This window comes from Streptomyces sp. NPDC088554, assembly GCF_044752945.1.
In the GTDB taxonomy this organism is placed as follows: domain Bacteria; phylum Actinomycetota; class Actinomycetes; order Streptomycetales; family Streptomycetaceae; genus Streptomyces.
In genome coordinates, this window is the sequence record NZ_JBIVMF010000005.1 from 120,278 (window position 1) to 144,145 (window position 23,868).

Annotated in this window: 26 protein-coding genes and 4 tRNA genes; 23 read left to right on the forward strand and 7 right to left on the reverse strand. The window is 70.1% G+C overall.

The genetic code is table 11. From position 1 onward, the window contains the following. The first annotated feature begins 389 nt into the window (after window positions 1-389). The 11 genes from ACIP8W_RS07920 (at window position 390) to htpX (ending at window position 11,354) form a co-directional block, all read left to right on the forward strand. Window positions 390-782: an NADH-quinone oxidoreductase subunit A gene (locus tag ACIP8W_RS07920; protein ID WP_401951742.1), complete on the forward strand. Its 393-nt coding sequence runs from the start codon at window positions 390-392 to the stop codon at window positions 780-782. After that, window positions 773-1,564, forward strand: coding sequence for an NADH-quinone oxidoreductase subunit NuoB (gene nuoB, locus ACIP8W_RS07925; RefSeq protein WP_402202354.1), 792 nt, complete (start codon window positions 773-775; stop codon window positions 1,562-1,564). The genes ACIP8W_RS07920 and nuoB overlap by 10 nt, the downstream gene beginning before the upstream one ends. Next, a complete protein-coding gene (locus tag ACIP8W_RS07930; protein WP_401951736.1) occupies window positions 1,561-2,484 on the forward strand; it encodes an NADH-quinone oxidoreductase subunit C in 924 nt (307 codons plus the stop codon). Before nuoB ends, ACIP8W_RS07930 begins: the two co-directional genes overlap by 4 nt. After that, window positions 2,481-3,449 (forward strand): NADH-quinone oxidoreductase subunit H, encoded by a 969-nt coding sequence (locus ACIP8W_RS07935; protein ID WP_401951733.1) that lies wholly within the window; start codon window positions 2,481-2,483, stop codon window positions 3,447-3,449. Before ACIP8W_RS07930 ends, ACIP8W_RS07935 begins: the two co-directional genes overlap by 4 nt. A 2-nt stretch (window positions 3,450-3,451) precedes the next feature. Next, complete coding sequence (locus tag ACIP8W_RS07940) at window positions 3,452-4,096, forward strand: NuoI/complex I 23 kDa subunit family protein (RefSeq protein ID WP_402202357.1); 645 nt, start codon at window positions 3,452-3,454, stop codon at window positions 4,094-4,096. Beyond that, complete coding sequence (locus ACIP8W_RS07945) at window positions 4,093-4,662, forward strand: NADH-quinone oxidoreductase subunit J (protein ID WP_401951727.1); 570 nt, start codon at window positions 4,093-4,095, stop codon at window positions 4,660-4,662. Before ACIP8W_RS07940 ends, ACIP8W_RS07945 begins: the two co-directional genes overlap by 4 nt. Beyond that, window positions 4,662-5,048 carry an NADH-quinone oxidoreductase subunit NuoK gene (gene nuoK, locus ACIP8W_RS07950; RefSeq protein WP_401951724.1) on the forward strand — a complete coding sequence of 129 codons (387 nt, stop codon included), beginning with the start codon at window positions 4,662-4,664 and terminating at the stop codon, window positions 5,046-5,048. The genes ACIP8W_RS07945 and nuoK overlap by 1 nt, the downstream gene beginning before the upstream one ends. After that, window positions 5,045-7,066: an NADH-quinone oxidoreductase subunit L gene (locus ACIP8W_RS07955; RefSeq protein ID WP_401951721.1), complete on the forward strand. Its 2,022-nt coding sequence runs from the start codon at window positions 5,045-5,047 to the stop codon at window positions 7,064-7,066. Before nuoK ends, ACIP8W_RS07955 begins: the two co-directional genes overlap by 4 nt. A gap of 27 nt (window positions 7,067-7,093) precedes the next feature. Further along, the gene (locus ACIP8W_RS07960) at window positions 7,094-8,761 is read left to right on the forward strand and encodes an NADH-quinone oxidoreductase subunit M (protein ID WP_401952138.1); all 1,668 of its coding nucleotides are present in this window, start codon (window positions 7,094-7,096) and stop codon (window positions 8,759-8,761) included. Next, complete coding sequence (locus ACIP8W_RS07965) at window positions 8,758-10,275, forward strand: NADH-quinone oxidoreductase subunit N (protein ID WP_401951719.1); 1,518 nt, start codon at window positions 8,758-8,760, stop codon at window positions 10,273-10,275. The genes ACIP8W_RS07960 and ACIP8W_RS07965 overlap by 4 nt, the downstream gene beginning before the upstream one ends. A 215-nt stretch (window positions 10,276-10,490) precedes the next feature. After that, window positions 10,491-11,354: a zinc metalloprotease HtpX gene (gene htpX, locus ACIP8W_RS07970; protein ID WP_401951716.1), complete on the forward strand. Its 864-nt coding sequence runs from the start codon at window positions 10,491-10,493 to the stop codon at window positions 11,352-11,354. A gap of 156 nt (window positions 11,355-11,510) precedes the next feature. On the opposite strand, the gene ACIP8W_RS07975 is transcribed toward htpX, so the two are convergent. After that, window positions 11,511-11,912: a YccF domain-containing protein gene (locus ACIP8W_RS07975; RefSeq protein WP_401951713.1), complete on the reverse strand. Its 402-nt coding sequence runs from the start codon at window positions 11,910-11,912 to the stop codon at window positions 11,511-11,513. A 240-nt stretch (window positions 11,913-12,152) separates the two neighbouring features. On the opposite strand from ACIP8W_RS07975, the gene ACIP8W_RS07980 reads away from it, so the two are divergent. After that, window positions 12,153-12,422 carry a GlsB/YeaQ/YmgE family stress response membrane protein gene (locus ACIP8W_RS07980; protein WP_401951710.1) on the forward strand — a complete coding sequence of 90 codons (270 nt, stop codon included), beginning with the start codon at window positions 12,153-12,155 and terminating at the stop codon, window positions 12,420-12,422. Window positions 12,423-12,441: 19 nt separating this feature from the next. On the opposite strand, the gene ACIP8W_RS07985 is transcribed toward ACIP8W_RS07980, so the two are convergent. Beyond that, complete coding sequence (locus tag ACIP8W_RS07985; RefSeq protein WP_401951707.1) at window positions 12,442-13,110, reverse strand: alpha-ketoglutarate-dependent dioxygenase AlkB family protein; 669 nt, start codon at window positions 13,108-13,110, stop codon at window positions 12,442-12,444. An 81-nt stretch (window positions 13,111-13,191) separates the two neighbouring features. Beyond that, the gene (locus ACIP8W_RS07990) at window positions 13,192-13,680 is read right to left on the reverse strand and encodes a YajQ family cyclic di-GMP-binding protein (RefSeq protein ID WP_114659695.1); all 489 of its coding nucleotides are present in this window, start codon (window positions 13,678-13,680) and stop codon (window positions 13,192-13,194) included. Between the two features lie 229 nt (window positions 13,681-13,909). On the opposite strand from ACIP8W_RS07990, the gene ACIP8W_RS07995 reads away from it, so the two are divergent. Beyond that, window positions 13,910-13,991, forward strand: a tRNA-Tyr gene (locus ACIP8W_RS07995). 92 nt (window positions 13,992-14,083) lie between these two features. Here the strand turns inward: ACIP8W_RS07995 and ACIP8W_RS08000 are convergent. Next, on the reverse strand, window positions 14,084-14,740 hold the full coding sequence (locus tag ACIP8W_RS08000; protein WP_401951705.1) for an SDR family oxidoreductase: 657 nt from the start codon (window positions 14,738-14,740) through the stop codon (window positions 14,084-14,086). Between the two features lie 34 nt (window positions 14,741-14,774). Continuing rightward, on the reverse strand, window positions 14,775-16,040 hold the full coding sequence (locus tag ACIP8W_RS08005) for a hydrolase (RefSeq protein ID WP_402202362.1): 1,266 nt from the start codon (window positions 16,038-16,040) through the stop codon (window positions 14,775-14,777). A 243-nt stretch (window positions 16,041-16,283) separates the two neighbouring features. Between ACIP8W_RS08005 and ACIP8W_RS08010 the strand changes: the two genes are divergently transcribed. The 6 genes from ACIP8W_RS08010 to ACIP8W_RS08035 all read left to right on the forward strand — a co-directional run bounded on the left by ACIP8W_RS08010 (window position 16,284) and on the right by ACIP8W_RS08035 (window position 18,918). Further along, window positions 16,284-16,356, forward strand: a tRNA-Thr gene (locus ACIP8W_RS08010). 47 nt (window positions 16,357-16,403) lie between these two features. Then, window positions 16,404-16,476, forward strand: a tRNA-Met gene (locus ACIP8W_RS08015). A 93-nt stretch (window positions 16,477-16,569) separates the two neighbouring features. Next, window positions 16,570-16,734 (forward strand): 50S ribosomal protein L33, encoded by a 165-nt coding sequence (gene rpmG, locus ACIP8W_RS08020; protein WP_003956487.1) that lies wholly within the window; start codon window positions 16,570-16,572, stop codon window positions 16,732-16,734. A 98-nt stretch (window positions 16,735-16,832) separates the two neighbouring features. Beyond that, window positions 16,833-17,285, forward strand: coding sequence for a MaoC family dehydratase N-terminal domain-containing protein (locus ACIP8W_RS08025; protein WP_401951699.1), 453 nt, complete (start codon window positions 16,833-16,835; stop codon window positions 17,283-17,285). Between the two features lie 4 nt (window positions 17,286-17,289). Then, on the forward strand, window positions 17,290-17,718 hold the full coding sequence (locus ACIP8W_RS08030; protein WP_401951697.1) for a MaoC family dehydratase: 429 nt from the start codon (window positions 17,290-17,292) through the stop codon (window positions 17,716-17,718). A gap of 144 nt (window positions 17,719-17,862) precedes the next feature. After that, on the forward strand, window positions 17,863-18,918 hold the full coding sequence (locus ACIP8W_RS08035; protein ID WP_402202364.1) for a UDP-N-acetylmuramate dehydrogenase: 1,056 nt from the start codon (window positions 17,863-17,865) through the stop codon (window positions 18,916-18,918). Between the two features lie 45 nt (window positions 18,919-18,963). Here ACIP8W_RS08035 and ACIP8W_RS08040 read toward each other — a convergent pair whose 3' ends face one another. Next, window positions 18,964-19,989 carry an adenosine deaminase gene (locus tag ACIP8W_RS08040; RefSeq protein WP_401951693.1) on the reverse strand — a complete coding sequence of 342 codons (1,026 nt, stop codon included), beginning with the start codon at window positions 19,987-19,989 and terminating at the stop codon, window positions 18,964-18,966. Window positions 19,990-20,110: 121 nt separating this feature from the next. Continuing rightward, entirely contained in the window at window positions 20,111-21,340 is a 1,230-nt protein-coding gene (locus ACIP8W_RS08045; RefSeq protein WP_401951690.1) for a pyridoxal phosphate-dependent aminotransferase, read from the reverse strand. A 224-nt stretch (window positions 21,341-21,564) separates the two neighbouring features. On the opposite strand from ACIP8W_RS08045, the gene ACIP8W_RS08050 reads away from it, so the two are divergent. The 4 genes from ACIP8W_RS08050 (at window position 21,565) to rplK (ending at window position 23,839) form a co-directional block, all read left to right on the forward strand. Next, window positions 21,565-21,637: transfer RNA gene (locus ACIP8W_RS08050), tRNA-Trp, on the forward strand. A 108-nt stretch (window positions 21,638-21,745) separates the two neighbouring features. Then, entirely contained in the window at window positions 21,746-22,030 is a 285-nt protein-coding gene (secE, locus tag ACIP8W_RS08055; protein ID WP_114622197.1) for a preprotein translocase subunit SecE, read from the forward strand. Window positions 22,031-22,103: 73 nt separating this feature from the next. Further along, window positions 22,104-23,012, forward strand: a complete 909-nt coding sequence (gene nusG, locus ACIP8W_RS08060) for a transcription termination/antitermination protein NusG (protein ID WP_402202366.1) — start codon at window positions 22,104-22,106, stop codon at window positions 23,010-23,012. A gap of 392 nt (window positions 23,013-23,404) precedes the next feature. Then, window positions 23,405-23,839 carry a 50S ribosomal protein L11 gene (gene rplK / locus ACIP8W_RS08065; RefSeq protein ID WP_401951684.1) on the forward strand — a complete coding sequence of 145 codons (435 nt, stop codon included), beginning with the start codon at window positions 23,405-23,407 and terminating at the stop codon, window positions 23,837-23,839. Window positions 23,840-23,868 lie beyond the last annotated feature (29 nt).

Consider the following 23,868-nt stretch of genomic DNA (forward strand, 5'->3'; position numbering starts at 1 on the left):
GAATTCCCCCACTGCCGAAGCCTGTCCATCCGTGCGCTCCAGCATTCCAGCATCTGGATGGCTCCGGCCCGCCGCGAGGAGACAGCCGGACAGGACAGGGGGAGGGGCGGCCGGGCGGTGGCGTGGCCGCATAAGGCCGTACGGTCAGTCGCGCCCAGCCTGCCCGCCCCATGTGCCGTACGCCATGGGGCGGCTCGGAGAGGCGGGGTAGGGGTAACCCCACCCCGGTCAGGGACAACCCCACCCCGAACCAGGGATGACCCCACCCTTCGCTCCGCTCTTCGGACGCGACTGCTTACGGCCCCTTTAACAGGGCCTAGACTCCGGTCCGTACAGATCGTCGGAAACGCCGATGAAGTTGCTACGAGGTCAGGGAGCGAGGGGCGGACGTGTCGCAACCGACCGTTCTCGCGTCGGACTACTTCCAGAGCTATTCAGTGGTCGGACTGCTCGCGGTCGTCGGTGTGCTGTTCGTCGCCGTGGCCTTCGGAGCGGGACGGCTGCTGCGGCCGGTAGTGCCGACGCCGGAGAAACTGCTCACCTACGAATGCGGTGTCGACCCGGTCGGCGAGGGCTGGGCCCACACCCAGGTCCGCTACTACATCTACGCCTTTCTCTACGTGATCTTCGCAGTCGACTCGATCTTCCTGTTCCCCTGGGCGACCGTCTTCGCCGCCCCCGGATACGGCGCCACGACACTGGTCGAGATGTTCGTCTTCCTCGGCTTCCTGGCCGTGGGACTGCTCTACGCATGGAAGAAGGGCGTCCTCGAATGGACGTGACCCCCGGCGCGACGCCCCCCACCGCCCGCGCGACCGCCCCCGTACCGCTGCCGGAACCCCGGCTCGGCGTACTCTCCCGGCTGGCCCCCGAACCCATGAAGGTGGTCCTCAACTGGGGCCGCCGCTACAGCCTCTGGGTCTTCAACTTCGGGCTCGCCTGCTGCGCGATCGAGTTCATCGCCGCCTCCATGGCCCGGCACGACTTCATCCGGCTCGGCGTGATCCCCTTCGCGCCGGGCCCCCGCCAGGCGGACCTGATGGTCGTGTCCGGCACGGTCACGGACAAGATGGCACCGGCGGTCAAGCGGTTGTACGAGCAGATGCCCGAGCCCAAGTACGTGATCTCCTTCGGCGCCTGCTCCAACTGCGGTGGCCCGTACTGGGACTCCTACTCCGTGACGAAGGGCGTCGACCAGATCATCCCGGTCGACGTCTATGTGCCGGGCTGCCCGCCGCGCCCCGAAGCGCTGCTCCAGGGCATTCTGAAGCTCCAGGAGAAGATCGCCCGCGAGTCGCTCGGCGAGCGGTACGCCCCGGCGGGCCGCCCCTCGACCGCCGCGCTCCGCAGCGGCCTGGTCACGGCCCCACCGACACCGGGTACGGCGTCAAGTGCGGCCCCGGGTACGGCGTCAAGTGTGGCCTCGGGTACGGCGTCAAGTGCGGCCCCGGGTACGGCGTCAAGTGTGGCCTCGGGTACGGCGTCAAGTGTGGCCTCGGGCACGGCGTCAAGTGCGACCCCGGGAACCGCGCCGGGTACGACCCCGGGGGAGACCGCTCCGTGAACGCGCACCCGTACGACGGGCTCCCGGACACCGCCGCCGAGATCTTCGGCGCCGCCGCCACGGCAGAACGCGCCTACGACCTCCTGACCGTCGACGTCCCCGCCGACTCCTGGACCACCGCGCTCGAAACGGCCCGTGACCGGCTCGGCTGCACCTACTTCGACTGGCTGAGCGCCGTCGACGAGCCGGGCACCGGCTTCCGGGTCTGCGCGCATCTCGTCGCCCTGGGCGGCGGTACGGTCCGGCGCCTCCTGATCCGTACGACCGTGCCCCACGAGAAGCCCGTCCTGCCGACGGCCGTCGAGGTCTACGCGGGCGCGGACTGGCACGAGAGGGAGACGCACGAGATGTTCGGCGTCTCCTTCACCGGCCACCCGAACCTCGTACCCCTGCTGCTCCCGGAGACCTTCGAGGGCCATCCGCTGCGCAAGGACTTCGTCCTCGCGGCCCGGGTCGCCAAGGCGTGGCCCGGCGCGAAGGAGCCGGGGGAGTCCGAGCACGGCGGCCCCAAACGCCGGCAGATGCTCCCGCCCGGGGTCCCCGACCCGAACGAGTGGGGTCCGCTCAAGGGCCAGCTGCCCCCGGCCCCGGCCCGCCCGGCCCGTGGTGCGCGCGCCGCGGGTGCAGCAGGCGCCGCCGCCGGTGCCGGTGACCGGCCCGTACGGGACCGTCCGGTCCGCCGCGCGCGCAGCGTCACGGGCGGCTCGGCGAGCCAGCAGCAGGAGACCACCGCGCCTGCCGCGCCCGCCTCTCCGCCGCCCCCGGCCGCCCCCGCTGCTCCGTCGGCCGCGGGGGCGGACGCGCCGTGGCATCAGCCGCGTCCGGCCTTCGGCGACGAGGGCGGTGGCAGCACGCCCGAGCCCGGCAAACCGCCGCACCCGGCCACCCCCGAGAGCGACCGCCCCGAAGGAGACGCGTGAACGACGTACTCGACGTCGCCCTCCGGCTGGCCATCGTCTTCACCGTGTTCATGGTCGTCCCCCTCGTGGTCGGCCAGACCGAGCACAAGGTGATGGCCCATATGCAGGGCCGCCTCGGCCCTATGCACGCGGGCGGTTTCCACGGCTGGGCCCAGCTCGTCGCGGACGGTGTGAAGTTCGTACAGAAGGAAGATGTGATCCCGGCCAACGCCGATCGCCGTGTCTTCCAGCTCGCCCCCGCCGTCGCGCTCCTGCCGTATCTCCTCGTCGTTCTCGTCATCCCGATCGGCCCGAGCGAGGGCGCGGTCGGCCAGGTCGTCGACGCGGGCGTCTTCTTCGTGCTCGCGGTGATGGGGGTCGGCGTGCTCGGCTCGCTCATGGCGGGCTGGGCCTCGGCCAACAAGTTCTCCCTCCTCGGCGGTCTGCGCACCGCCGCGCAACTGCTCGCGTACGAGCTGCCGATGCTGCTCGCCGCCGCGTCCGTCGCGATGGCGGCCGGAACCGTGTCGCTGCCCGGCATCCTCAACGCCTTCGAGTGGTGGTGGCTGCCGTGGCAGATCGTCGGAGCCCTGGTCTTCTTCGTCGCGGGGCTCGCGGAACTCCAGCGACCGCCCTTCGACATGCCGGTCGCCGACTCCGAGATCATCTTCGGCGCCTACACCGAGTACACCGGTCTGCGCTTCGCGCTGTTCCTGCTCGCCGAGTACGCGGGCATCGTCGTCCTCTGCGCGCTGACGACCGTCCTCTTCCTCGGCGGCTGGCACGGGCCGTTCGGTGAGGACGGGCTCGGCTGGGTCTGGACCCTGCTCAAGGCGGCCGTGCTCGCCTTCGTCGTCATCTGGCTGCGCGTGAGCTATCCGCGGCTGCGCGAGGACCAGCTGCAGAAACTCGCCTGGACCGTTCTCATCCCGCTCGCTCTCGCGCAGATCGCGCTCACCGGCATCGTGAAGGTGGCGATCAACTAACCATGCCTCCCATCCCCGGCTCCGGCCTGGCCAAGGGCCTGGCCGTCACGCTTCGTACGATGACGAGGAAGTCCGTCACCGAGCAGTACCCGGAAGCACAGCCCGAACTCCCGCCCCGCAGCCGCGGGGTGATCGGGCTCTTCGAGGAGAACTGCACGGTCTGCATGCTCTGCGCCCGTGAGTGCCCCGACTGGTGCATCTATATCGACTCGCACAAGGAGACGGCCCCGGCGGTGGCCCCCGGCGGGCGCGAGCGCAGCCGTAACGTCCTCGACCGGTTCGCCATCGACTTCTCGCTCTGTATGTACTGCGGTATCTGCATCGAGGTCTGTCCTTTCGACGCGCTCTTCTGGTCACCGGAGTTCGAGTACGCGGAGACGGACATCCTGGAACTCACCCACGAGCGGGACAAACTCCGCGAATGGATGTGGACGGTCCCCGCGCCGCCCGCGCTCGACCCGGGTGCCGAGGAGCCGAAGGAGCTGGGCGCGGCCCGCAAGACCGCCGACAAACTCGCGGCGGCGGCAGCAGCGGCGGCAGCAGCAGCGGCCGAGACGGCAGCAGCGGCAGCAGCGGCGGCCGAGACGGCAGCGGCTGAAGCGGCGGCGGCCGAGGCGGCCCAGCGGGAGCCGGGGGCCGGCGAGTGACCCCCCTGACCATCGCGGCGGCCGGACCCGGTTTCCTGTCACCGACCGGAGTGGAGATCGCCTTCCTCCTCGTGGGACTGCTGACTCTCGGCGCGGCCCTTGTCACGGTCACGACCAAGCAGCTGGTGCACGCGGCCCTCTGGCTGGTCGTGGCGCTCGGCGGGCTGGCCGTCGAATACCTGCTGCTGACGGCGGAGTTCATCGCCTGGGTGCAGGTCCTGATCTATGTCGGGTCCATCGTGGTCCTCCTCCTCTTCGGGCTGATGCTCACCAAGGCGCCCATCGGCCGTTCCCCGGACGCCGATTCGGGCAACCGCCCGGTCGCTCTGGCGGTGGCCGTGGTCGCGGCCGCCTCGCTGGTCTGGGTGGTCGTCGACGCGTTCCGTACGACCTGGATCGAGCTGGACGGACCGACCCAGGGCTCCACCGAGGTCTCTGGCCAGTTCCTCTTCCGGAACTGGGTGCTGCCCTTCGAAGCGCTGTCCGTGCTGCTGCTGGCCGCCCTGGTCGGCGCCATCGTCCTGTCCCGCAAGAACAGCACCGGCAAAGGTAAGGAGCAGCGCTGATGCATCTTGCCTATCCCGCCGTGCTCGCGGCCCTCCTGTTCTGCGTCGGGCTGTACGGGGTGCTCGCGCGCCGCAACGCGATCCTCGTCCTGATGTCCGTCGAGCTGATGCTCAACGCCGTCAACCTCAACCTCGTCGCCTTCGACGTCTGGCTCCGCGACACCCTGCACACCGGCCAGGCGCTCACGCTCTTCGTCATCGCCATCGCCGCCGCGGAGATCGGTATCGGTCTGGCGATCGTCCTGATGGTGTACCGCAACCGTGGCACCTCGGACATCGACAGGCTCCGCGACACCGCCGAAGGCCCGGACGGCACCGATGACACCGGGTCCGGCGAGCCGGAAGACCCCGCCGCTCCGGCACAGAAGGCTGAGGCCACCGCGTGACCACCACGACCCTCGCCGTGCTCGTCCCCCTCCTTCCGTTCCTGGGCGCTGTCGCCGGACTGCTGTCCGGACGTGCCGCGCCCGGGTTCGTACGCCCCCTGGCCGTGCTGCCGGCGCTGGGCGCGGCCGCGCTCGCCGTCGTGGTGGCCGTACGTCAGGGCGGCGGCGCGGGGAGCGGTACGGCGCCGCTGGACGCGGTCACCCGGCTCACGCCCACGGGATCGGTCCCCATCGACCTCGCCCTGCACATCGACGGCTTCGCGGCCCTGGTCGCCGTCCTCGTCGGCGTCGTCGCGTCGTGCGTGCAGATCTACTCGACGGGCTATCTGCGCGACGACGCGCGCTATCCGTCGTACGCCGCCCTGGTCTCCCTCTTCACCTCCGCGATGCTCCTCGTCGTCTACTCCGGCGATCTGATGGTGCTGCTGGTCGGCTGGGAGATCATGGGCATCTGCTCGTACTTCCTCGTCGGCCACTACTGGGAGACCCCCGAGGCCCGCGCGGCCTCCCTCAAGGCGTTCCTGGTCACCAAGCTCGGCGATGTCCCCTTCCTCATCGGGCTGTTCGCCCTCGCCTCCGACGCCGGTACGTTCCGGATCACCGGCATCCTGAAGACCGTCGAGGACGGTGGCCTCTCCCACCCCACCCTGATCGCGCTCCTGCTGCTGGCGGGGGTGGCGGGCAAATCCGCCCAGTTCCCGCTGCACACCTGGCTGCCCGACGCGATGGCGGGCCCCACGCCCGTCTCCGCGCTGATCCACGCCGCGACGATGGTCGCCGCCGGTATCTATTTCGTGGCCCGGCTCCTCCCCGTGTTCGCCGCCTCGGCGGCGGCCCTGGTGGTGCTGGCGGCGATGGCCGCGGTCACCATGGTCGGCTCGGCGCTCGCCGCCCTCGCCCAGGACGACATCAAGCGGGTCCTCGCCTACTCGACCATCGGTCAGCTCGGCTACATGTCGGGCGCCCTGGCGGTGGGCGACCGGGGCGCGGCCGTCTTCCATCTCCTCTCGCACGGCTTCTTCAAGGCACTCCTCTTCCTTGGCGCCGGTGTGGTCATCCACGCCGCCGGCACCAACTCGCTGGCCACCATGTCCCGCATGCGCGACCTGCCGAAACGCATTCCCGACGCCTACTGGACGATGACTGTCGCCCTGCTGGCGCTGGCCGCGATCCCGCCCTTCGCCGGCTTCTTCTCCAAGGAGTCCGTGCTCGTCGCCGCCGAGCACGCCGCACTCGGCACCTCGGTCGCCGAAGGGAGCACCGCCCCCGGCGCCGCGGGCTGGACCGTACTGATCGCCGGTCTGCTCGCCGCGCTGCTCACCGCCGCCTACGCCACCCGTCTCTGGCTGCTCGCCTTCCGCGGCCGGGGAGCCCGCCCGGCGCCCGACCACGGCAGGCAGCCGCTCGCCATGAACATGGTCCTGTGGGTGCTGGCGATCCCCTCCCTCGCTCTCGGTCTGACCGTCGGCCGTCTCACCGACTGGTTCGACGGACACAGCCTCGCCCCGAACCTCACCACCTCCGTCCTGGGCACCGGGGTCGCGCTCGTCGGCGGCCTGATCACCTACGCGGTCTGGCGGCACACCACCGCGCTGGCCGCCCGCACCCCGATGGCCGCCGCTGTCGCCCACCCCCAGGCCGAACCCGCCCTCGCGGAGGTCGAGGCCATGGAGGCCCACGCCCGCAGCTACGGCTCGGCCGCGAGCGCCCACGACCCGGCCGACCCCGGTCGGCTCCTGCTGGGGCCGCTGCACCGGCACGCGGCGGCCGGCTTCCACCTCGACGCCGTCTACCACCAGCTGTTCGTACGCCCCGTGCTGGCCGCCGCCCAGCTCGTCCGCTTCCTCGACCGCGAGGTCGTCGACACCTACGTACGCGGCGCGGGCACCGGCACCCGCTGGCTCGGCGCCGCCGTACGCCGTGCGCAGACCGGCAACGTACAGACCTACCTCAGCGCTTTGCTCGCCGGCTCCGTCGTCCTGGCCATCGCCGTCGTACTCGTCGCAGCCGGAGCGTGAGCCGTGATCGATATCAGTGAGTCCGTGATGCAGCTCCTTCTCGCGTTGATCATCGTCGGGCCGCTCGTCGGCGCCGTGGCGGCCCTGCTGCCCGCACCGCCGGGACTGCGGGGGAAGAACCCCGACCAGGCCGTACTCCGCCACGGCGTGACCGTCACCGGCGCGATCCTTCTCGCCACGGTCGTCCTGGCGCTCGGCTTCGACCGCCACCACGCGTCGAGGATGCAGGCCACGACCGACATCAGCTGGATCCCGGCGCTGGACGTGCGGATCCACCTCGGCATCGACGGCATCTCCCTCCCCCTCCTGGTCCTGACCGCGCTGCTGACCTTCCTGTGCGCGCTCCACAGCTACTTCAAAATGCCCGAGGGCCCCTCGCCCAAGGCGTTCGTCGCACTGATCCTGGTGCTCGAATCCGGCACGCTCGCCACCTTCGCCGTCCTCGATCTGCTGCTGTTCTTCCTGGCGTTCGAGATGGTGCTGATCCCGATGTACTTCCTGATCGCCCGCTGGGGCGGCTCGGAAGGAGTCACCGGCGGCAGGCAGGCCGCCGCCTGGAAATTCATCCTCTACACGCTGCTCGGTTCCGTGGTCATGCTGCTCGGCCTGCTGCTCATCGGGCTCGACGCAGGCACGTTCGACATGATGGCACTCGCCACTGACAACGGCCGGGGACTCAGTACATCCGTGCAGGTCATCGCCGTTCTGGCGATCGGTGTCGGGCTCGCGGTGAAGACCCCGATGTGGCCGTTGCACAGCTGGCTGCCGGACGCCCACACCGCCGCGCCGACCGTGGGATCCGTACTCCTCGCCGGAGTCCTGCTCAAGATGGGTACGTACGGATTCGTCCGTATCATCCTGCCCATCGCCCCCGACGGGATGCGGACCTTCGCGCCCTACCTCGGGGCCTTCGCCGTCGTCGGCATCGTCTACGGCTCCCTCGCCTGCCTCGCCCTTGCCCTCCCATCACCCGACCGCCACCCCTCGTCGACGGGCTCCGCGCGCATCCCCCCGATGGGCGCGGGCGGCGACCTCAAGCGGCTGATCGCCTACTCCTCGGTCGGCCACATGGGCTTCGTCCTGCTGGGCATCGCGACCATGACACCCACCGGGGTCAACGGCGCGCTCTTCGCCAACATCGCCCACGGCCTCATCACCGGCCTGCTCTTCTTCCTGGTCGGCGCTCTCAAGGACCGCTACGGCACCGCCGACCTCGACACGCTCGCGGGGGCGACGGGCGCCGCGCTCTACGGCCGGGCGCCCCGCCTCGGCGGGCTGGTCGCCTTCGCGGCCGTCGCCTCCCTCGGACTGCCGGGACTGGCCGGATTCTGGGGCGAGATGCTCACCATGTTCGGCGCGTTCAACCCCGCCGAAGGACTCAGCCGCCCCGCATTCCGCACCTTCATGGCGGTCGCGGGCCTCGGCACCCTGCTCACCGCCGCCTATCTCCTGGTGGTCGTACGCCGTGTCTGCATGGGCGCGACGCCACGGGAAGCCGCGATGCCACAGGAGGACACGACGCCACAGGAGGAGCCGCCGCGCGACGCCCCGCGCTTCGCCGACGTCCAGCCCTATGAACTCGCCGCCTGGACCCCGCTCGTCGCCTTGACTGTCCTCGCCGGACTCTGGCCCGCGATCCTGCTCGGCCTCACCGACCCCGCCGTGCAGAAGCTCCTCGCAGGAGGCAAGTCGTGACCGTGGCCACCGAGAGCGCCGCCGGCCTCGTCCAGTCGATCGACTGGCAGGCCATCGCGCCCCCCGCCATCACAGCGGCGGTCGCCCTGATCGTGCTGGTCGCCGACCTCTTCGTCCCCGAACACCGCAAGCCGCTCCTCGGCGGTGTCGCGGTCGCCGGACTCGCCGCCGCGCTCCTCGCGCTCGTACCGCTGCGCGCCGGCGACCGCACGACGTTCTGCCTGACGGACAACGCCGACGTATGCAGCTACACCGCCGATCACTTCGCCCTGGTCGTCCAGGCGCTGGTGCTCGGCGGAGCGCTGCTGACCGTGCTGCTCTCCCTCCACGACAGCAAGGACCTCCCCGTGGGGGAGTACTGGTTCCTGCTGCTCGCCTCGGCGTCCGGCGCGGCCCTGCTGCCCGCCTCGCGCGATCTCGTCACCCTGGTCGTCGCCCTCGAAGTCGCCTCCCTGCCCGCCTTCGCCCTGGTCGGGCTCAGGCGCGGCGACCGGCTCTCCTCCGAGGCGGCGCTCAAGTTCTTCCTCTCCTCCGTCACCGCGACCGCCGTGATGCTGCTGGGCGTCAGCTTCGTGTACGCCACCACCGGCACCCTGCACCTCGGCGAGATCGCCGCCCACCTGGACGACGTCCCCGGCCGGCTGGAGACCCTCGCCAAGGCCGGCATCGCCCTCACCCTGGTCGGCTTCGCCTTCAAGACGGCCGCGGCCCCGTTCCACTTCTGGGTCCCCGACACCTATGTGGGAGCGCCCCTGCCCATCGCCGCGTACCTCTCCGTCGTCGGCAAGGCGGTCGGCTTCTCCGGCCTCATCCTGGTGACCGTCATCGCGTTCCCCTCGTACGGAAACGTCTGGGGCCCCGCCCTCGCGGTCCTCGCCGCGCTCACCATGACCCTCGGCAACGTGGCGGCAGTGCGCCAGTCGGCCACGCGCGCGTGGAGCGCGGTACGGCTCCTGGCCTGGTCGTCCGTCGCCCAGGCGGGCTACCTCCTGGTGCCGATCGCCGCCGCCGCGTACGCGGGAGAGGACCGGGTCGGCTCCACCGTCGCGTACGCCCTGATGTACGCCGTCGTCAACCTCGGCGCCTTCGCCGTCGTCACCCTGGTGGCCCGTACGGAACCGCTGAACCGCGTCTCCGACTACCGGGGCCTCTACGCCCGCCGGCCGCTCGTCGCCCTCTCCATGGGCTTCTTCCTGCTCTGCCTGGCCGGGCTGCCCCCGGGCATCATCGGCCTGTTCGCCAAGGTCACGGTCTTCTCCTCGGCCGTCGACGCGGGCCTCGGCTGGCTGGCCGTCGTCATGGCCGTCAACGTCGTCATCGCGCTCTTCTACTACCTCCGGTGGACGGCCGTCCTCTTCCAGGCCCCCGAGGACGCCGGTACGGGCGAACCGGCCGCCCCCGTAGCCACGGCCCCGGCCGTCACCGCGGCCATCGCGCTGACCGCCGCCGCCGGTGTGGTCCTGTCGGGACTGCCGCAACTGGTGCTGCGCTTCGCCGGAGTCAGCCTCTTCTGAAGCCCTCGGGCCGCTGCAGCCCCTCCCGAACCGCTGCAGCCCCTCCCGGACAGCCCGCTTCTCCGTCACCTCCCCCGGACAGGTGTACGCCCCTGCCCGGAGCCGCAGGGAACCCGGACCGCTCGCCTGGCGTTGACCGGTGAGGAAGGGTCCACTGGAGAGTGGAGCAGCACCACGTAAAGGGTTCCCCTGCCGCACCACTTGGAGGGCGTACCGTGCACCGTCGGCACAATGGGCTGAGGACCGCCGTACTCCTCGGGGGACTGTCAGCGCTCATCATCGGGATCGGCAGTTTCTTCGGCAGTACGGGCCTGATCATCGCGCTCGTCGTGGCGATCGGCAGCAACGCGTACGCCTACTGGAACAGCGACAAGCTCGCGCTGCGCGCCATGCGGGCCCGCCCCGTCAGCGAGTTCGAGGCACCACAGCTCTACCGGATCGTCCGCGAACTCTCGACCGCCGCCCGCCGGCCCATGCCTCGGCTGTACATCTCGCCGACGCAGGCGCCCAACGCGTTCGCCACCGGCCGCAACCCGCGCAACGCCGCGGTCTGCTGCACGGACGGCATCCTGCACATCCTCGACGAGCGCGAGCTGCGCGGGGTCCTCGGCCACGAGCTGAGCCATGTCTACAACCGGGACATCCTGATCTCGTCCGTCGCCGGGGCGCTCGCCTCCGTGGTGATGTTCCTGGTCAACTTCGCCTGGCTCATCCCCATCGGCCGCTCCAACGACGACGACGGCCCCGGCCTGGTCGGCATGTTGCTGATCATGCTGCTGGGGCCGCTCGCCGCCTCGGTGATCCAGCTCGCGGTGAGTCGTTCCCGCGAGTACGAGGCGGACGCCTCGGGCGCGCGGCTCACCGGTGACCCGCTCGCCCTCGCCGACGCGCTGCGCAAGCTGGAGGCCGGTACGAAGCAGCTCCCGCTGCCGCCCGAGCCGAGGATCGAGGCCGCGAGCCACATGATGATCGCGAACCCCTTCCGGCCCGGAGCCGGCGTCTCGAAGCTGTTCTCCACCCACCCGCCGATGGCGGAGCGCATCGCGCGACTGGAGAAGATGGCGGGCCACCGCCCCTGACCGGCAGAGATACGGGGACTTTCGCGACACGACCCAGTAGCTCCTCCCCCATAGCCTTGAGGGCATGGAAGGTGCCCCCACCGAGGGATCCCGGCCGCCTTGCGGTCGCACGCTGGACGACGCTCCTCATGGGGCAAACATTGCCGGTCACGGCACTTAGCGGCCGCCGAAGCGCTCGTCCGTCGAGACGATTTCCCGGCCCAGCGGCATCAGCGAGATGGGGATCATCTTCAGGTTCGCCCAGCCGAAGGGGATCCCGATGATCGAGACGAACAGCGGGATGCTGGTCAGCAGGTGACCGAGCGCCAGCCACCAGCCGCCGAAGATGACCCAGATGATGTTGCCGATGAGGGAGGGTGCCCCGGCACCCGGGCGCTCGACCGTCGTACGGCCGAAGGGCCACAGGACGTATCCGGCGATCCGCAGGGAGGCGATCCCGAAGGGGATCGTCACGATCAGGACGAAGCAGATGACGGCCGCGATGACGTACCCGAGCGCCATCCAGATCCCGCAGAAAACCAGCCAGAGGACGTTGAGGATCAGCTCGATGAGCTTCATGGGTATTGCCTTCCGCGTGCGCTGTCGGTCGTCACTGTCCGCGGCCAGTATCCGGCCCGGACGACACGCCGCGAAACAGCCGGCGTCCGTCGGCTGATACGCCGGAGTGTCCCGCGCGGTTCCCGCGTTCCTGTGTGTTCCTGTGCACGCGCCGTGAGTTGCGGTTTTGCGCAACCGTCGTCCGTCCCGGCGGCGTCCTTCAGGACAACGGCAACACGGAGCGAAAGGCAGGTCCATGGCATGGGCGTCATCAGCTGGATCATTCTCGGACTGCTCGCCGGGGCCGTCGCCAAAATACTGCTCCCCGGCCGCGACCCCGGCGGCCTGATCGGCACGACCCTCATCGGTATCGCGGGAGCCTTCATCGGCGGCTGGGTATCGGCGCGTTGGCTCGACCACCCGATCAACAACAACTTCTACGACGGGGCCACCTGGCTGGCCGCCATCGGCGGGGCGCTCATCCTGCTCATCGCGTACCGGATCCTCTTCGGCAACTCGCGATCCCGCTGACGGCGGAGCCCGCCCCGCCTCACCCGGCCCGGCCGAGCCCCGTCTCCCGCAGGGTGATGTTCAGCCGTCCGCCGCTCATCCCCGTCGCGGGATCGGCCGTTCCCGGACGGACCTTGGGGACGCCGTGGTACGCGAAGCGCGACTCTCCTCCGAAGACGAACAGGTCACCGGAGGAGAGCTCGACATCGGTGTACGGCCGCCCCCGGTGCTCCGTACCGCCGAAGCGGAAGACGCAGCTGTCACCGATGCTCAGGGACACCACCGGGGCGTCGGACCGCTCGTCCTTGTCCTGGTGCAGCCCCATCCGCGCGTCCGCCCCGTAGAAATTGATGAGCGCGGTGTCCGGGGTGTACGAAGCGGCGGCGCCCGGATCCCCGTACGCCTCGGCGACCGCGGCGCGCCCCAGCAGGACGAGCCAGTCGGGGAACTCCGCGACCCTGGCGCCGTTCACATCCCCGGCGGTGCGGGTGTAGCGGTACGGCTGCCAGTGCCAGCCCACACACACGGTCTGTACGGACATGACACCGCCGTTCGGCAGGATGGTGTGCCGGATCGGCACCGGCCCACGCGCCCAGTCGCGGCAAGCGGCCACCAGCTCCCGCTGCCGCTCCTCCGGCAACCAGGAAGGCACATGCACCGCCCCCGGCGCGATCACCGCACGCGACCTCGGGAACAGCTCTCCGCCCATGTCGCCCACTCCGTCCGCGGACACCGGCCTGCCCGGCGACATCCGTCCGTACAGGCCGGATCACTCGATCAGCGTCGGCCGTCAGCGGTAGTTCACGAACTGGAGGGCGAAGTCGAAGTCCTGCCCCTTGAGCAGGGCGATCACGGTCTGGAGGTCGTCACGGCTCTTCGAGCTGACCCGCAGCTCGTCGCCCTGCACCTGCGCCTTGATGCCCTTCGGGCCCTCGTCGCGGATGAACTTCGCGACCTTCTTGGCGTTGTCCTGGGAGATGCCTTCCTCGATCGAGGCGAAGATCTTGTACTCCTTGCCGGACAGCTGCGGCTCGCCGGCGTCCAGCGCCTTCAGCGAGATACCGCGCTTGATCAGCTTGGACTGGAAGACATCGAGGATCGCGGCGACGCGCTCCTCGGAGTTCGCCTGCATGAGGATCTTCTCGCCGGACCAGCCGATCGACGCCCCGACGTTCTTGAAGTCGTACCGCTGGGCGAGTTCCTTCGATGCCTGGTTGAGAGCGTTGTCGATCTCCTGCCGCTCAACCTTCGAGACGATGTCGAAACTGGAGTCGGCCATGTCCTGTGGGCTCCTTGTAATCGGTGCTGTGGGGTGCTGTGGGGTACTCGTCACATGATCGTGCGCGACCGGACACCGCCAGTCGCTCGGCGTAAAGCTTAGTTACCCGAGCCGCCCCCGAGGGCTGATCAATCCAGTGGCGGAGCACCCCTGGGCATCGGGTATTGTTTACGTCGTTGCCAAGGAGCGCCGCCCACCAGTGGTCATCCAGCGGCAGCGAACATCCCATGGCGGTGTGCCCGAGTGGCCAATGGGAGCGGACTGTAAATCCGCCGGCTTAGCCTTCCTAGGTTCGAATCCTAGCGCCGCCACGTGATAGAGATGGCCCCTGATCTGCGGAAACGCGGATCAGGGGCCATCTTCGTGGAGCCAGCTGAGCCAGTGAAGTCGGTGGAGCAACGGCTCAGCGCTCGACGGCGGCCTCCGTCGCCTCGGCCACCGGCACCGATCCGCTGATCAGCTCCAGCGTCAGACCGGCCGTCTCCGGGGTCTCCAACAGCTCCGCCAGCACCGCTGCCACATCGTCACGGGGCACCGGACCGCGCCCCGTCGACCCCGCGAGCGCGACAAGCCCCGTCCCCGCGTCGTTCGTCAGCATCCCCGGCCGCAGAATCGTCCAGTCGAGCGCGGCCCTTGACCGTACGTACGCGTCCGCCGCGCCCTTGGCGCGCAGGTAGGCGTCGAAGACCTCGTCGCCCGCGTGATCCGGGTCCGCGCCCATCGCGGAGACGACGACCAGGCGCCGTACCCCCGCGCGCTCCGCGGCGTCCGCGAAGAGGACCGCGGCGCCGCGGTCCACCGTCTCCTTGCGGGCCGCGCCGCTGCCGCCGCCCGCGCCCGCCGCGAAGACCGCCGCGTCCGCGCCCGCCAGCGCCGCCGCGACCTCGTCGACCGTGGCCGACTCCAGGTCCAGGACGACCGGTTCGGCGCCGGCGGCCCGCAGATCGTCCGCCTGCCCGGGATCGCGGACGATGCCCGCCGCCTCGTGTCCGCGCGCCGAGAGCAGCCGCTCCAGGCGCAGCGCGATCTGACCATGTCCTCCGGCAATCACCATTCGCATGGTCACGACCGTACGCCGCACGCGCGCGTGGAGCTCAGGCACCGAGGTCCGACCGGCCCTGTCGCGGCAGCTCCAGCGCCACCTCCGCCGCCGAGTCGCAGTACTCCCGTACCGCGCTCGTCCGCGCCACCACCCGCCCCCGGTGGATGACGATCCTGCTGTACGCGAGGGACAGCACCCCCTCGATCCGCTCCCCGCGCACGGCCAGCAGCTCCGCGGGGAAACCCGCCTCCACCCGCACCTCGGCCAGCCCCATCACCGCCCGCGCCGCCGCGCTCACCGCGCCGTACGCGTCCGCCGAGCGCATCCCGCCCTGCGAGGCCAGCAGATAGGCGGCCTCCAGGGGGTCGCCGCGCCCCACCGGGTTCGAGATGTCCCGCAGCGCGCCACCGCCCGCCGCGACCCGCACCCCGGCCGCCCGCAGCAGCCGTACGGGGGCCATGCCCCGCTCCGCGGCCGTACGACCGGGGCCCCCGGCCCGCTCGACGCCCCCACAGCCGCCCTGGGGCAGGCAGACGACCGCCACACCGGCCGCCGCGAGCCGCTGGGCGGCGCGGGCCACCACCTCGGCCGGAAGCCGCGCCAGCCCCGCACAGGGCCCGAGCGTCACGCCCTGGCGCATCCCGCCCGCCATCGCCGCGAGCCGGGCGAGCCCGGCCGGGTCGGCGCCGTCCGTATGGAGATCCACCGGGCAGCCGTGCTCGGCGGCGAGACCGAGGACCGCCTCCAGATGGCCGACCGGATCGGGGTCCAGATCGGGGCAGCCGCCCACCACCCCCGCACCCATCCGCACCGCGTCCCGCAGCATCGCCAGCCCGTCCGCCCCCGCCACCCCGGTCAGCAGCCGGGGCACGGCCACGGCGGTCAGATCGGCCAGCCCGCGCAGCGAGCGGCGGGCCTGGAGCACCGCCTCCATCCGGCCGAGGCGCTGGGCGTCCCCGATCCGTACGTGGGAGCGCAGCGCGGTCGCGCCGTGGCCGAGTTGCAGCAGCGTGGCCTCGGTGGCGCGGCGCTGCACCTCCTCGGGGGAGTACGAGACCGGCGCGCCCGGGGGCCCTGAGGTGAGCGCGGTGTCGCCGTGGGCGTGCGGTTCCGCGGGGGCGGGGAGCAGCAGATAGCCGGCGAGGTCCACCCGGGCGCCGTGCGTGCTGAGGCTGCCCACCGTGCCCACGGCCTCGATCCGGCCCGCGCTCAGCCGTACGTCGACGGTGCGGCCGTCCGTGAGACGGGCGCCGCAGAGGACGAGCGCGGTGGTGTCGGCCGTGGCACCGTCGGAGGGCTGCGGCTGGCTGTCGGGCATCGGGCTCCTGGAGAGGCTCTGCGACGGGACCCGAGGTGTGCAAGATCACTCAGGGTGGGGTCGAGCCTAGGGGCGCCTCCGCCGGGCTTCGCGGAGGAGCGAAATAGTCGTACCGGCGTGCCCACTGGTGGCGTATCGACGGTGCGGACGAGGGCTCCGGGACGGCCGGGAAGAAGCACGCGCAAGGGGCGGGGAAACGGATTTGGGCGATCGGCGACCGAGCGTGTAATGTCTTCATCGCTCGCCCCAATAGCTCAGTCGGTAGAGCGTCTCCATGGTAAGGAGAAGGTCTACGGTTCGATTCCGTATTGGGGCTCAGATGTTCGGTGAACCTCGCCTTCGGGCGAGGGGATCCAGCATCGAAGCGGTGTAGCTCAGTCGGTAGAGCAAGCGGCTCATAATCGCTGTGTCACCGGTTCAAGTCCGGTCACCGCTACACAAAAGTAGCCGATTGTGGGGTCGGTCCTTCGATCGGCTACTCTTTTATGCGTTCATCCGTTCATCCGTTGTCCGTCCAAGGAGCACTCACGTGGCTGCCACCGACGTCCGCCCGAAGATCACGCTGGCCTGCGTGGAGTGCAAGGAGCGGAACTACATCACCAAGAAGAACCGGCGTAACAACCCGGACCGTCTTGAGATGAAGAAGCACTGCCCGCGCTGCAACTCGCACACCGCGCACCGCGAAACGCGCTGAAACAGGCTCGTATGCGAGGCCGTCCCCACTGGGGGCGGCCTCGTGTCGTTTGCTGTGATCATCTGTTGTGGTCAGCTACATCAGGAGGGAGCGAGTCAGTGGCGCTTGATCAGTCCTTCGTGGGGCGTACGTATCCGCCCACCGCGCCGTACGAGGTCGGTCGGGAGAAGATCCGTGAGTTCGCCGAGGCGGTGGGCGATCCCAATCCGGCGTACAACGATCCGGAGGCCGCCAAGGCTCTCGGGCACATCGATCTGATCGCCCCGCCGACCTTCGTGTTCGCGATCACATTCAAGGCCGCGGGCGTGGTCATCGCCGATCCGCAGCTCGGTCTGGACTACAGCCGAGTGGTACACGGCGACCAGAAGTTCGCGTACTCCCGCCCGGTGCGCGCGGGGGACCGGCTGACGGTCACCTCCACCATCGAGGCGATCAAGTCCCTCGCCGGGAACGACATCATCGATGTCCGCGGCGATGTGCACGACGAGGCCGGCGAACATGTCGTGACCGCGTGGACCAAGCTGGTGGCGCGCGCCGCCGTGGAGGCGTGAGCCGATGACCGCGAAGATCGGTTACGACGAGGTCGAGGTTGGCACGGAGCTGCCGTCCCAGCGGTTCCCCGTCACGCGCGCGACGCTCGTGCGGTACGCGGGCGCCTCCGGGGACTTCAACCCGATCCACTGGAACGAGAAGTTCGCCAAGGAGGTCGGGCTCCCGGACGTCATCGCCCACGGCATGTTCACCATGGCCGAGGCGATCCGTGTGGTGACCGACTGGGCGGGCGACCCGGGAGCCGTCGTCGAGTACGGCGTCCGCTTCACCAAGCCCGTGGTCGTGCCCAACGACGACGAGGGCGCGCTGGTCGAGGTCAGCGCCAAGGTCGCGGCCAAGCTGGACGACAGCCGGGTCCGGGTGGATCTGACGGCCATGAGCGCGGGACGGAAGGTGCTGGGCATGTCCCGCGCCGTCATCCAGCTCGCCTGAACAGAGGCACTTCGGTAAGGGGCGCCCGCAATGGCAGGCGCCCCTTACCGCGTTCCACGAGAACCCGTGTTCCACGAGAACCCGCGTTCCGCAGGGCAACCCGTGGTCCCGCCGGGAAACCCCGTGGACCGTACTCTTGTCCCCGTGCAGGAACTCCACGACGCTCCACTCGCGCCCCTGACCACCTTCCGCCTCGGCGGCCCCGCGGGGCGCCTCGTCACGGCCGTCACCGATGACGAAGTGATCGCCGTCGTCCGTGAGGCGGACACCACCGGCACCCCGCTCCTGATCATCGGCGGCGGCAGCAATCTGGTCATCGGGGACAAGGGCTTCGACGGCACCGCCCTGCACATCGCCACCAAGGGCCTCATCCTCGACGGCACCACGCTGGAGCTGGCCGCCGGAGAGATCTGGACCGACGCAGTCGCCCGTACGGTGGAGGCGGGCCTCGCCGGGATCGAGTGCCTCGCCGGGATCCCCGGCTCGGCCGGCGCCACCCCGATCCAGAACGTCGGCGCGTACGGCCAGGAGGTGGCCGGCACGATCACCGAGGTGGTCGCCTACGACCGGTCCACGGGCGGGACGGTCACGCTCTCCAACGCGGAGTGCGGCTTCTCGTACCGGCACAGCCTCTTCAAGGAGCAGCCCGAGCGCTGGGTCGTTCTGCGGGTCCGGTTCGGCCTGGAGGACGCGGGCGGGCTCTCCGCGCCCCTCAAGTACGCGGAGACGGCCCGCGCGCTCGGCGTCGAACCGGGGGACCGGGTGCCCGCCGCCGAGGCCAGGGACGTCGTCCTCAAGCTGCGGGCGGGCAAGGGCATGGTGCTCGACCCCGAGGACCACGACACCTGGTCGGCCGGGTCCTTCTTCACCAACCCGATCCTCACCGACCAGCAGTACGCGGACTTCGTCGCCCGCGCCAGGGCCCGCCTCGGCGACACGGTGACCCCGCCCGGATTCCCGGAGGGGGAGGGGCGCACGAAGACCTCCGCCGCCTGGCTGATCGACAAGGCGGGTTTCACCAAGGGGTACGGCAGCGGCCCGGCCAGGATCTCCACCAAGCACACCCTCGCCCTGACCAACCGGGGCGGGGCGAGCACCGAGGATCTGCTGGCGCTCGCCCGCGAGGTGGTCGCCGGGGTCGCGGACGCGTTCGGGATCACGCTGGTCAACGAACCGGTGACGGTCGGCGTCGACCTCTGAGTCGCCTCCGACGGCGCCGGGGGACCGCCCACCGGACACCGCGCGTCAGGTCGCCAACCAGGCGTCGATGCCCGCGAGCAGCTTCTCCTGTACCTCCACGGGCGCCGCCGAACCCCGTACCGACTGGCGTGCCAGCTCGGCCAGTTCGGTGTCGTCGAAGCCCTGGTGGCGCCGCGCCAGTTCGTACTGCGCGGCCAGCCGGGAGCCGAAGAGCAGCGGGTCGTCCGCGCCGAGCGCCATGGGGACGCCCGCGTCGAAGAGGGCTCGCAGGGGGACGTCCTCGGGTTTCTCGTAGACGCCGAGCGCGACGTTCGAGGACGGGCAGACCTCGCAGGTCACCCCGCGCTCCGCGAGCCTGCGCAGCAGTTCGGGGTCCTCGGCGGCGCGTACGCCGTGCCCGATGCGGGCGGCCAGCAGGTCGTCCAGGCAGTCCCGTACGGACGAGGGCCCGGTCAGCTCGCCGCCGTGCGGAGCGGCCAGCAGCCCGCCCTCCCTGGCGATGGCGAACGCGCGGTCGAAGTCCCTGGCCATGCCACGGCGCTCGTCGTTGGAGAGCCCGAAGCCGACGACTCCCCGGTCCGCGTACCGCACGGCGAGCCTGGCCAGCGTCCTGGCCTCCAGTGGATGCTTCATCCGGTTCGCCGCGACCAGGACGCGCATACCGAGCCCGGTCTCCCGCGACGCCGAGTCCACGGCGTCGAGGATGACCTCCAGCGCCGGGATCAGTCCGCCGAGGTGAGGGGCGTACGAGGTGGGGTCGACCTGGATCTCCAGCCAGCCGGAGCCGTCGCGCACATCCTCCTCGGCGGCCTCGCGCACCAGCCGCTGGATGTCCTCCGGCGAGCGCAGACAGGACCGGGCGATGTCGTACAGCCGCTGGAAGCGGAACCAGCCGCGCTCATCGGTCGCGCGCAGCTGGGGAGGCTCGCCGCCGGTCAGCGCGTCGGGGAGCCGGACGCCGTACTTGTCGGCGAGTTCGAGCAGGGTGGTGGGCCGCATCGAACCGGTGAAGTGCAGATGCAGATGTGCCTTGGGCAGCAGGCTGAGATCGCGAGGGATGGTGCTCTCCATCCATAGATCCTGCCGTACGGATCGGCGAAGCGGCAGCCACTTTCCCTGATCGTGGTCTTGTCCGAACGGAAAACGGGCTCCTGGACATGTCCAGGAGCCCGTTTTCCGATGGTGCGAACCGCTAGTCGCGGGCCTCCGCGAGGAGCTTCTGCATCCGCGCGAGGCCCTCGGCGAGATCCTCGTCACCGAGCGCGTACGACAGCCGCAGATACCCCGGGGTGCCGAAGGCCTCGCCCGGGACGACCGCGACCTCGGCCTCCTCCAGGATCAGCGCCGCCAGCTCGACGGAGGTCTGCGGGCGCCTGCCGCGGATCTCCTTGCCGAGCAGGCCCTTCACCGAGGGGTACGCGTAGAAGGCGCCCTCGGGCTCCGGGCAGAGCACGCCGTCGATCTCGTTCAGCAGCCGCACGATGGCCTGGCGGCGCCGGTCGAAGGCGGTCCGCATCTCGGCGACGGCGGTGAGGTCGCCGGTGAGGGCGGCGATGGCCGCGACCTGGGCGACGTTGGAGACGTTGGAGGTGGCGTGCGACTGGAGGTTGGTCGCCGCCTTGACGATGTCCTGGGGGCCGACGATCCAGCCCACCCGCCAGCCGGTCATGGCGTAGGTCTTGGCCACTCCGTTGACGACGACGCACTTGTCGCGCAGCTCCGGCACGACGGCGGGCAGCGAGGTGAAGGCGGCGTCGCCGTAGACGAGGTGCTCGTAGATCTCGTCCGTCATCACCCACAGGCCGTGCTCGACGGCCCAGCGGCCGACCGCCTCGGTGTCGGCCGCGCTGTAGACCGCGCCCGTCGGGTTGGACGGGGAGACGAAGAGCACGACCTTCGTACGCTCGGTACGGGCCGCCTCCAACTGCTCGACGGAGACCCGGTAGCCGGTGGTCTCATCGGCCACGACCTCTACCGGGACACCGCCGGCCAGCCGGATCGACTCGGGGTACGTCGTCCAGTACGGAGCCGGGACGATGACCTCGTCGCCCGGGTCCAGGATCGCCGCGAACGCCTCGTAGATCGCCTGCTTGCCCCCGTTGGTCACCAGGACCTGGGAGGGCTCGATCTCGTAACCGGAATCGCGCAGCGTCTTCGCGACGATGGCGGCCTTCAGCTCGGGGAGCCCACCGGCCGGGGTGTAGCGGTGGTACTTGGGGTTACGACAGGCCTCGACGGCGGCCTCGACGATGTAGCCGGGCGTCGGGAAGTCGGGCTCGCCCGCGCCGAAGCCGATCACCGGACGCCCGGCGGCCTTCAGTGCCTTGGCCTTGGCGTCCACGGCGAGGGTCGCGGACTCGGAGATCGCGCCGATACGGGCGGAGACCCGGCGCTCGGTCGGAGGGGTTGCAGCAGCGCTCATGGGGCCATGGTCCCAGACCCGAAACCTCCGCGGCACACAAGTTTCGCGGATTGGACATACGAGCGGACGGGGGGCCGGGAGGACCGCCGGACGAGCCGTCGGGGGGAGCTGTTCGACGCAGGGCCGACGACCACGTACACTCACTCGTCGTTGGCCTTCAGCCGCCAGTCCATACCGGGCACTCCACGCATCCGGTCGGATGCGGTAGGTTGGGGAAACCACAAAGGGTCGTAGCTCAATTGGTAGAGCACTGGTCTCCAAAACCAGCGGTTGGGGGTTCAAGTCCCTCCGGCCCTGCTACACACACCTTCGCCAGGCTGTGTGCGCATGTACGTACATTCAATGCATCGCCGTGCGGCTCCCCCGGGCGCGGCACGGTCACGACCCGGAATCAGGTGAGAGAGCGTGACGGACGCCGTGGGCTCCATCGACAAGCCTGATGCCGACGATGAGTCCGCCGAGTCGAAGAAGCCCCGTAAAGGTGGCAAGCGCGGCAAGAAGGGGCCTCTGGGCCGTCTCGCGCTCTTCTACCGCCAGATCGTCGCAGAGCTGCGCAAGGTCGTCTGGCCGACTCGTAGCCAGCTGACGACGTACACCACAGTGGTGATTGTCTTCGTTGTCGTCATGATCGGTCTGGTGACCGTGATTGACTATGGCTTCCAGCAAGCAATCAAGTACGTCTTCGGCTGATCCCGCGTAGTGGCGCCCGGTGCGGCGCCCCTTTCGCGTGTTCCACCCATTGAGCCAGGAAGAAGCAGCCACCGTGTCTGACCCGAAACTGAACGACGCCCGAGAGTCGGTGGAGTCCCGTGAGGACGAGACCGGCATCGTCGAGGCGGCGGACGCTGTCGAGCCAGACCGGGCCGAAGCCGCTGACATCGCTGCGGGCGAGCAGGCCGAAGAGGCCGCCGTACGCGCCGAGGACGAGACGGACGACGAGTCCGGCGAGGCCGACTCCGACGAGGAGACCGACGCTGTCGAGTCCTCCGAGGACATCGACTCCGACGAGGAGTCCGAGGACGATGAGGACGCGGCCGAGGCCGACGCTCCCGCCGTCGACCCGGTCGCCGCGCTCCGCGAGGAACTGCGCGCGCTGCCCGGCGAGTGGTATGTGATCCACACCTACGCGGGCTACGAGAAGCGCGTGAAGGCCAACCTGGAGCAGCGCGCCGTCTCGCTGAACGTCGAGGAGTTCGTCTACCAGGCCGAAGTCCCCGAGGAAGAGATCGTCCAGATCAAGAACGGCGAGCGCAAGAACGTTCGCCAGAACAAGCTTCCGGGCTACGTCCTGGTGCGCATGGATCTGACGAACGAGTCCTGGGGCGTCGTCCGCAACACCCCCGGCGTCACCGGCTTCGTGGGCAACGCCTACGACCCGTACCCGCTGACCCTGGACGAGATCGTCAAGATGCTCGCCCCCGAGGCCGAGGAGAAGGCCGCCCGTGAGGCCGCCGAGGCCGAGGGCAAGCCGGCTCCGTCCCGCAAGGTCGAGGTCCAGGTGCTGGACTTCGAGGTGGGTGACTCGGTCACCGTCACCGACGGCCCGTTCGCCACGCTCCAGGCGACGATCAACGAGATCAACGCCGACTCGAAGAAGGTCAAGGGGCTGGTCGAGATCTTCGGCCGCGAGACCCCGGTCGAGCTGAGCTTCGACCAGATCCAGAAGAACTAGCCGGACCACAGTTTTCGAGAAGTCCCCACCAGCGGTCTGCCCGCGGGTGGGGACTTCTTCGTGCGCGGACAGACGCGGACAGAGCTATCGCGGGGCGCGGTGCCGTCGTGCCGACGGGAACGTCGTCGACAGCCGTCCGGTCCGGTTCGAGGCCCCCGAAGGGGCGCGCTGCTACGCGGTGACCAACTGCCGCTCCAAGCGGGCCGTGTGACCGGTTGAGCGCGGCAGGTGATGTAGCAGCCAGTGGTTTCGACAGGTCGGGCGGGGTTTCGTACCTGTCTGACCTGTTGGTTTTTGGCTGCGAGGCCATACCCGTTATCGTTGTGCGGTATGCCTCCGTCCGGATGACCGGATGGTGGCCGAAACACTCTCACTAGGACCCGGAGAGAGAAATGCCTCCCAAGAAGAAGAAGATCACGGGGCTTATCAAGCTCCAGATCAAGGCCGGCGCGGCCAACCCGGCCCCGCCGGTCGGCCCCGCGCTGGGTCAGCACGGCGTCAACATCATGGAGTTCTGCAAGGCCTACAACGCCGCGACCGAGTCGCAGCGTGGCATGGTCGTGCCGGTGGAGATCACGGTCTACGAGGACCGCTCCTTCACCTTCATCACCAAGACTCCGCCCGCCGCCAAGCTGATCCTCAAGGCTGCCGGTGTGGAGAAGGGCTCCGGCGAGCCGCACGTCAAGAAGGTCGCGAAGCTCACCCGCGACCAGGTGCGCGAGATCGCCACGACGAAGATGCCCGACCTGAACGCCAACGACCTGGATGCCGCGGAGAAGATCATCGCCGGCACCGCCCGTTCCATGGGCGTCACGGTCGAGGGCTGACCCAGCCGGGCAGCTCCATCCAGTGGCAG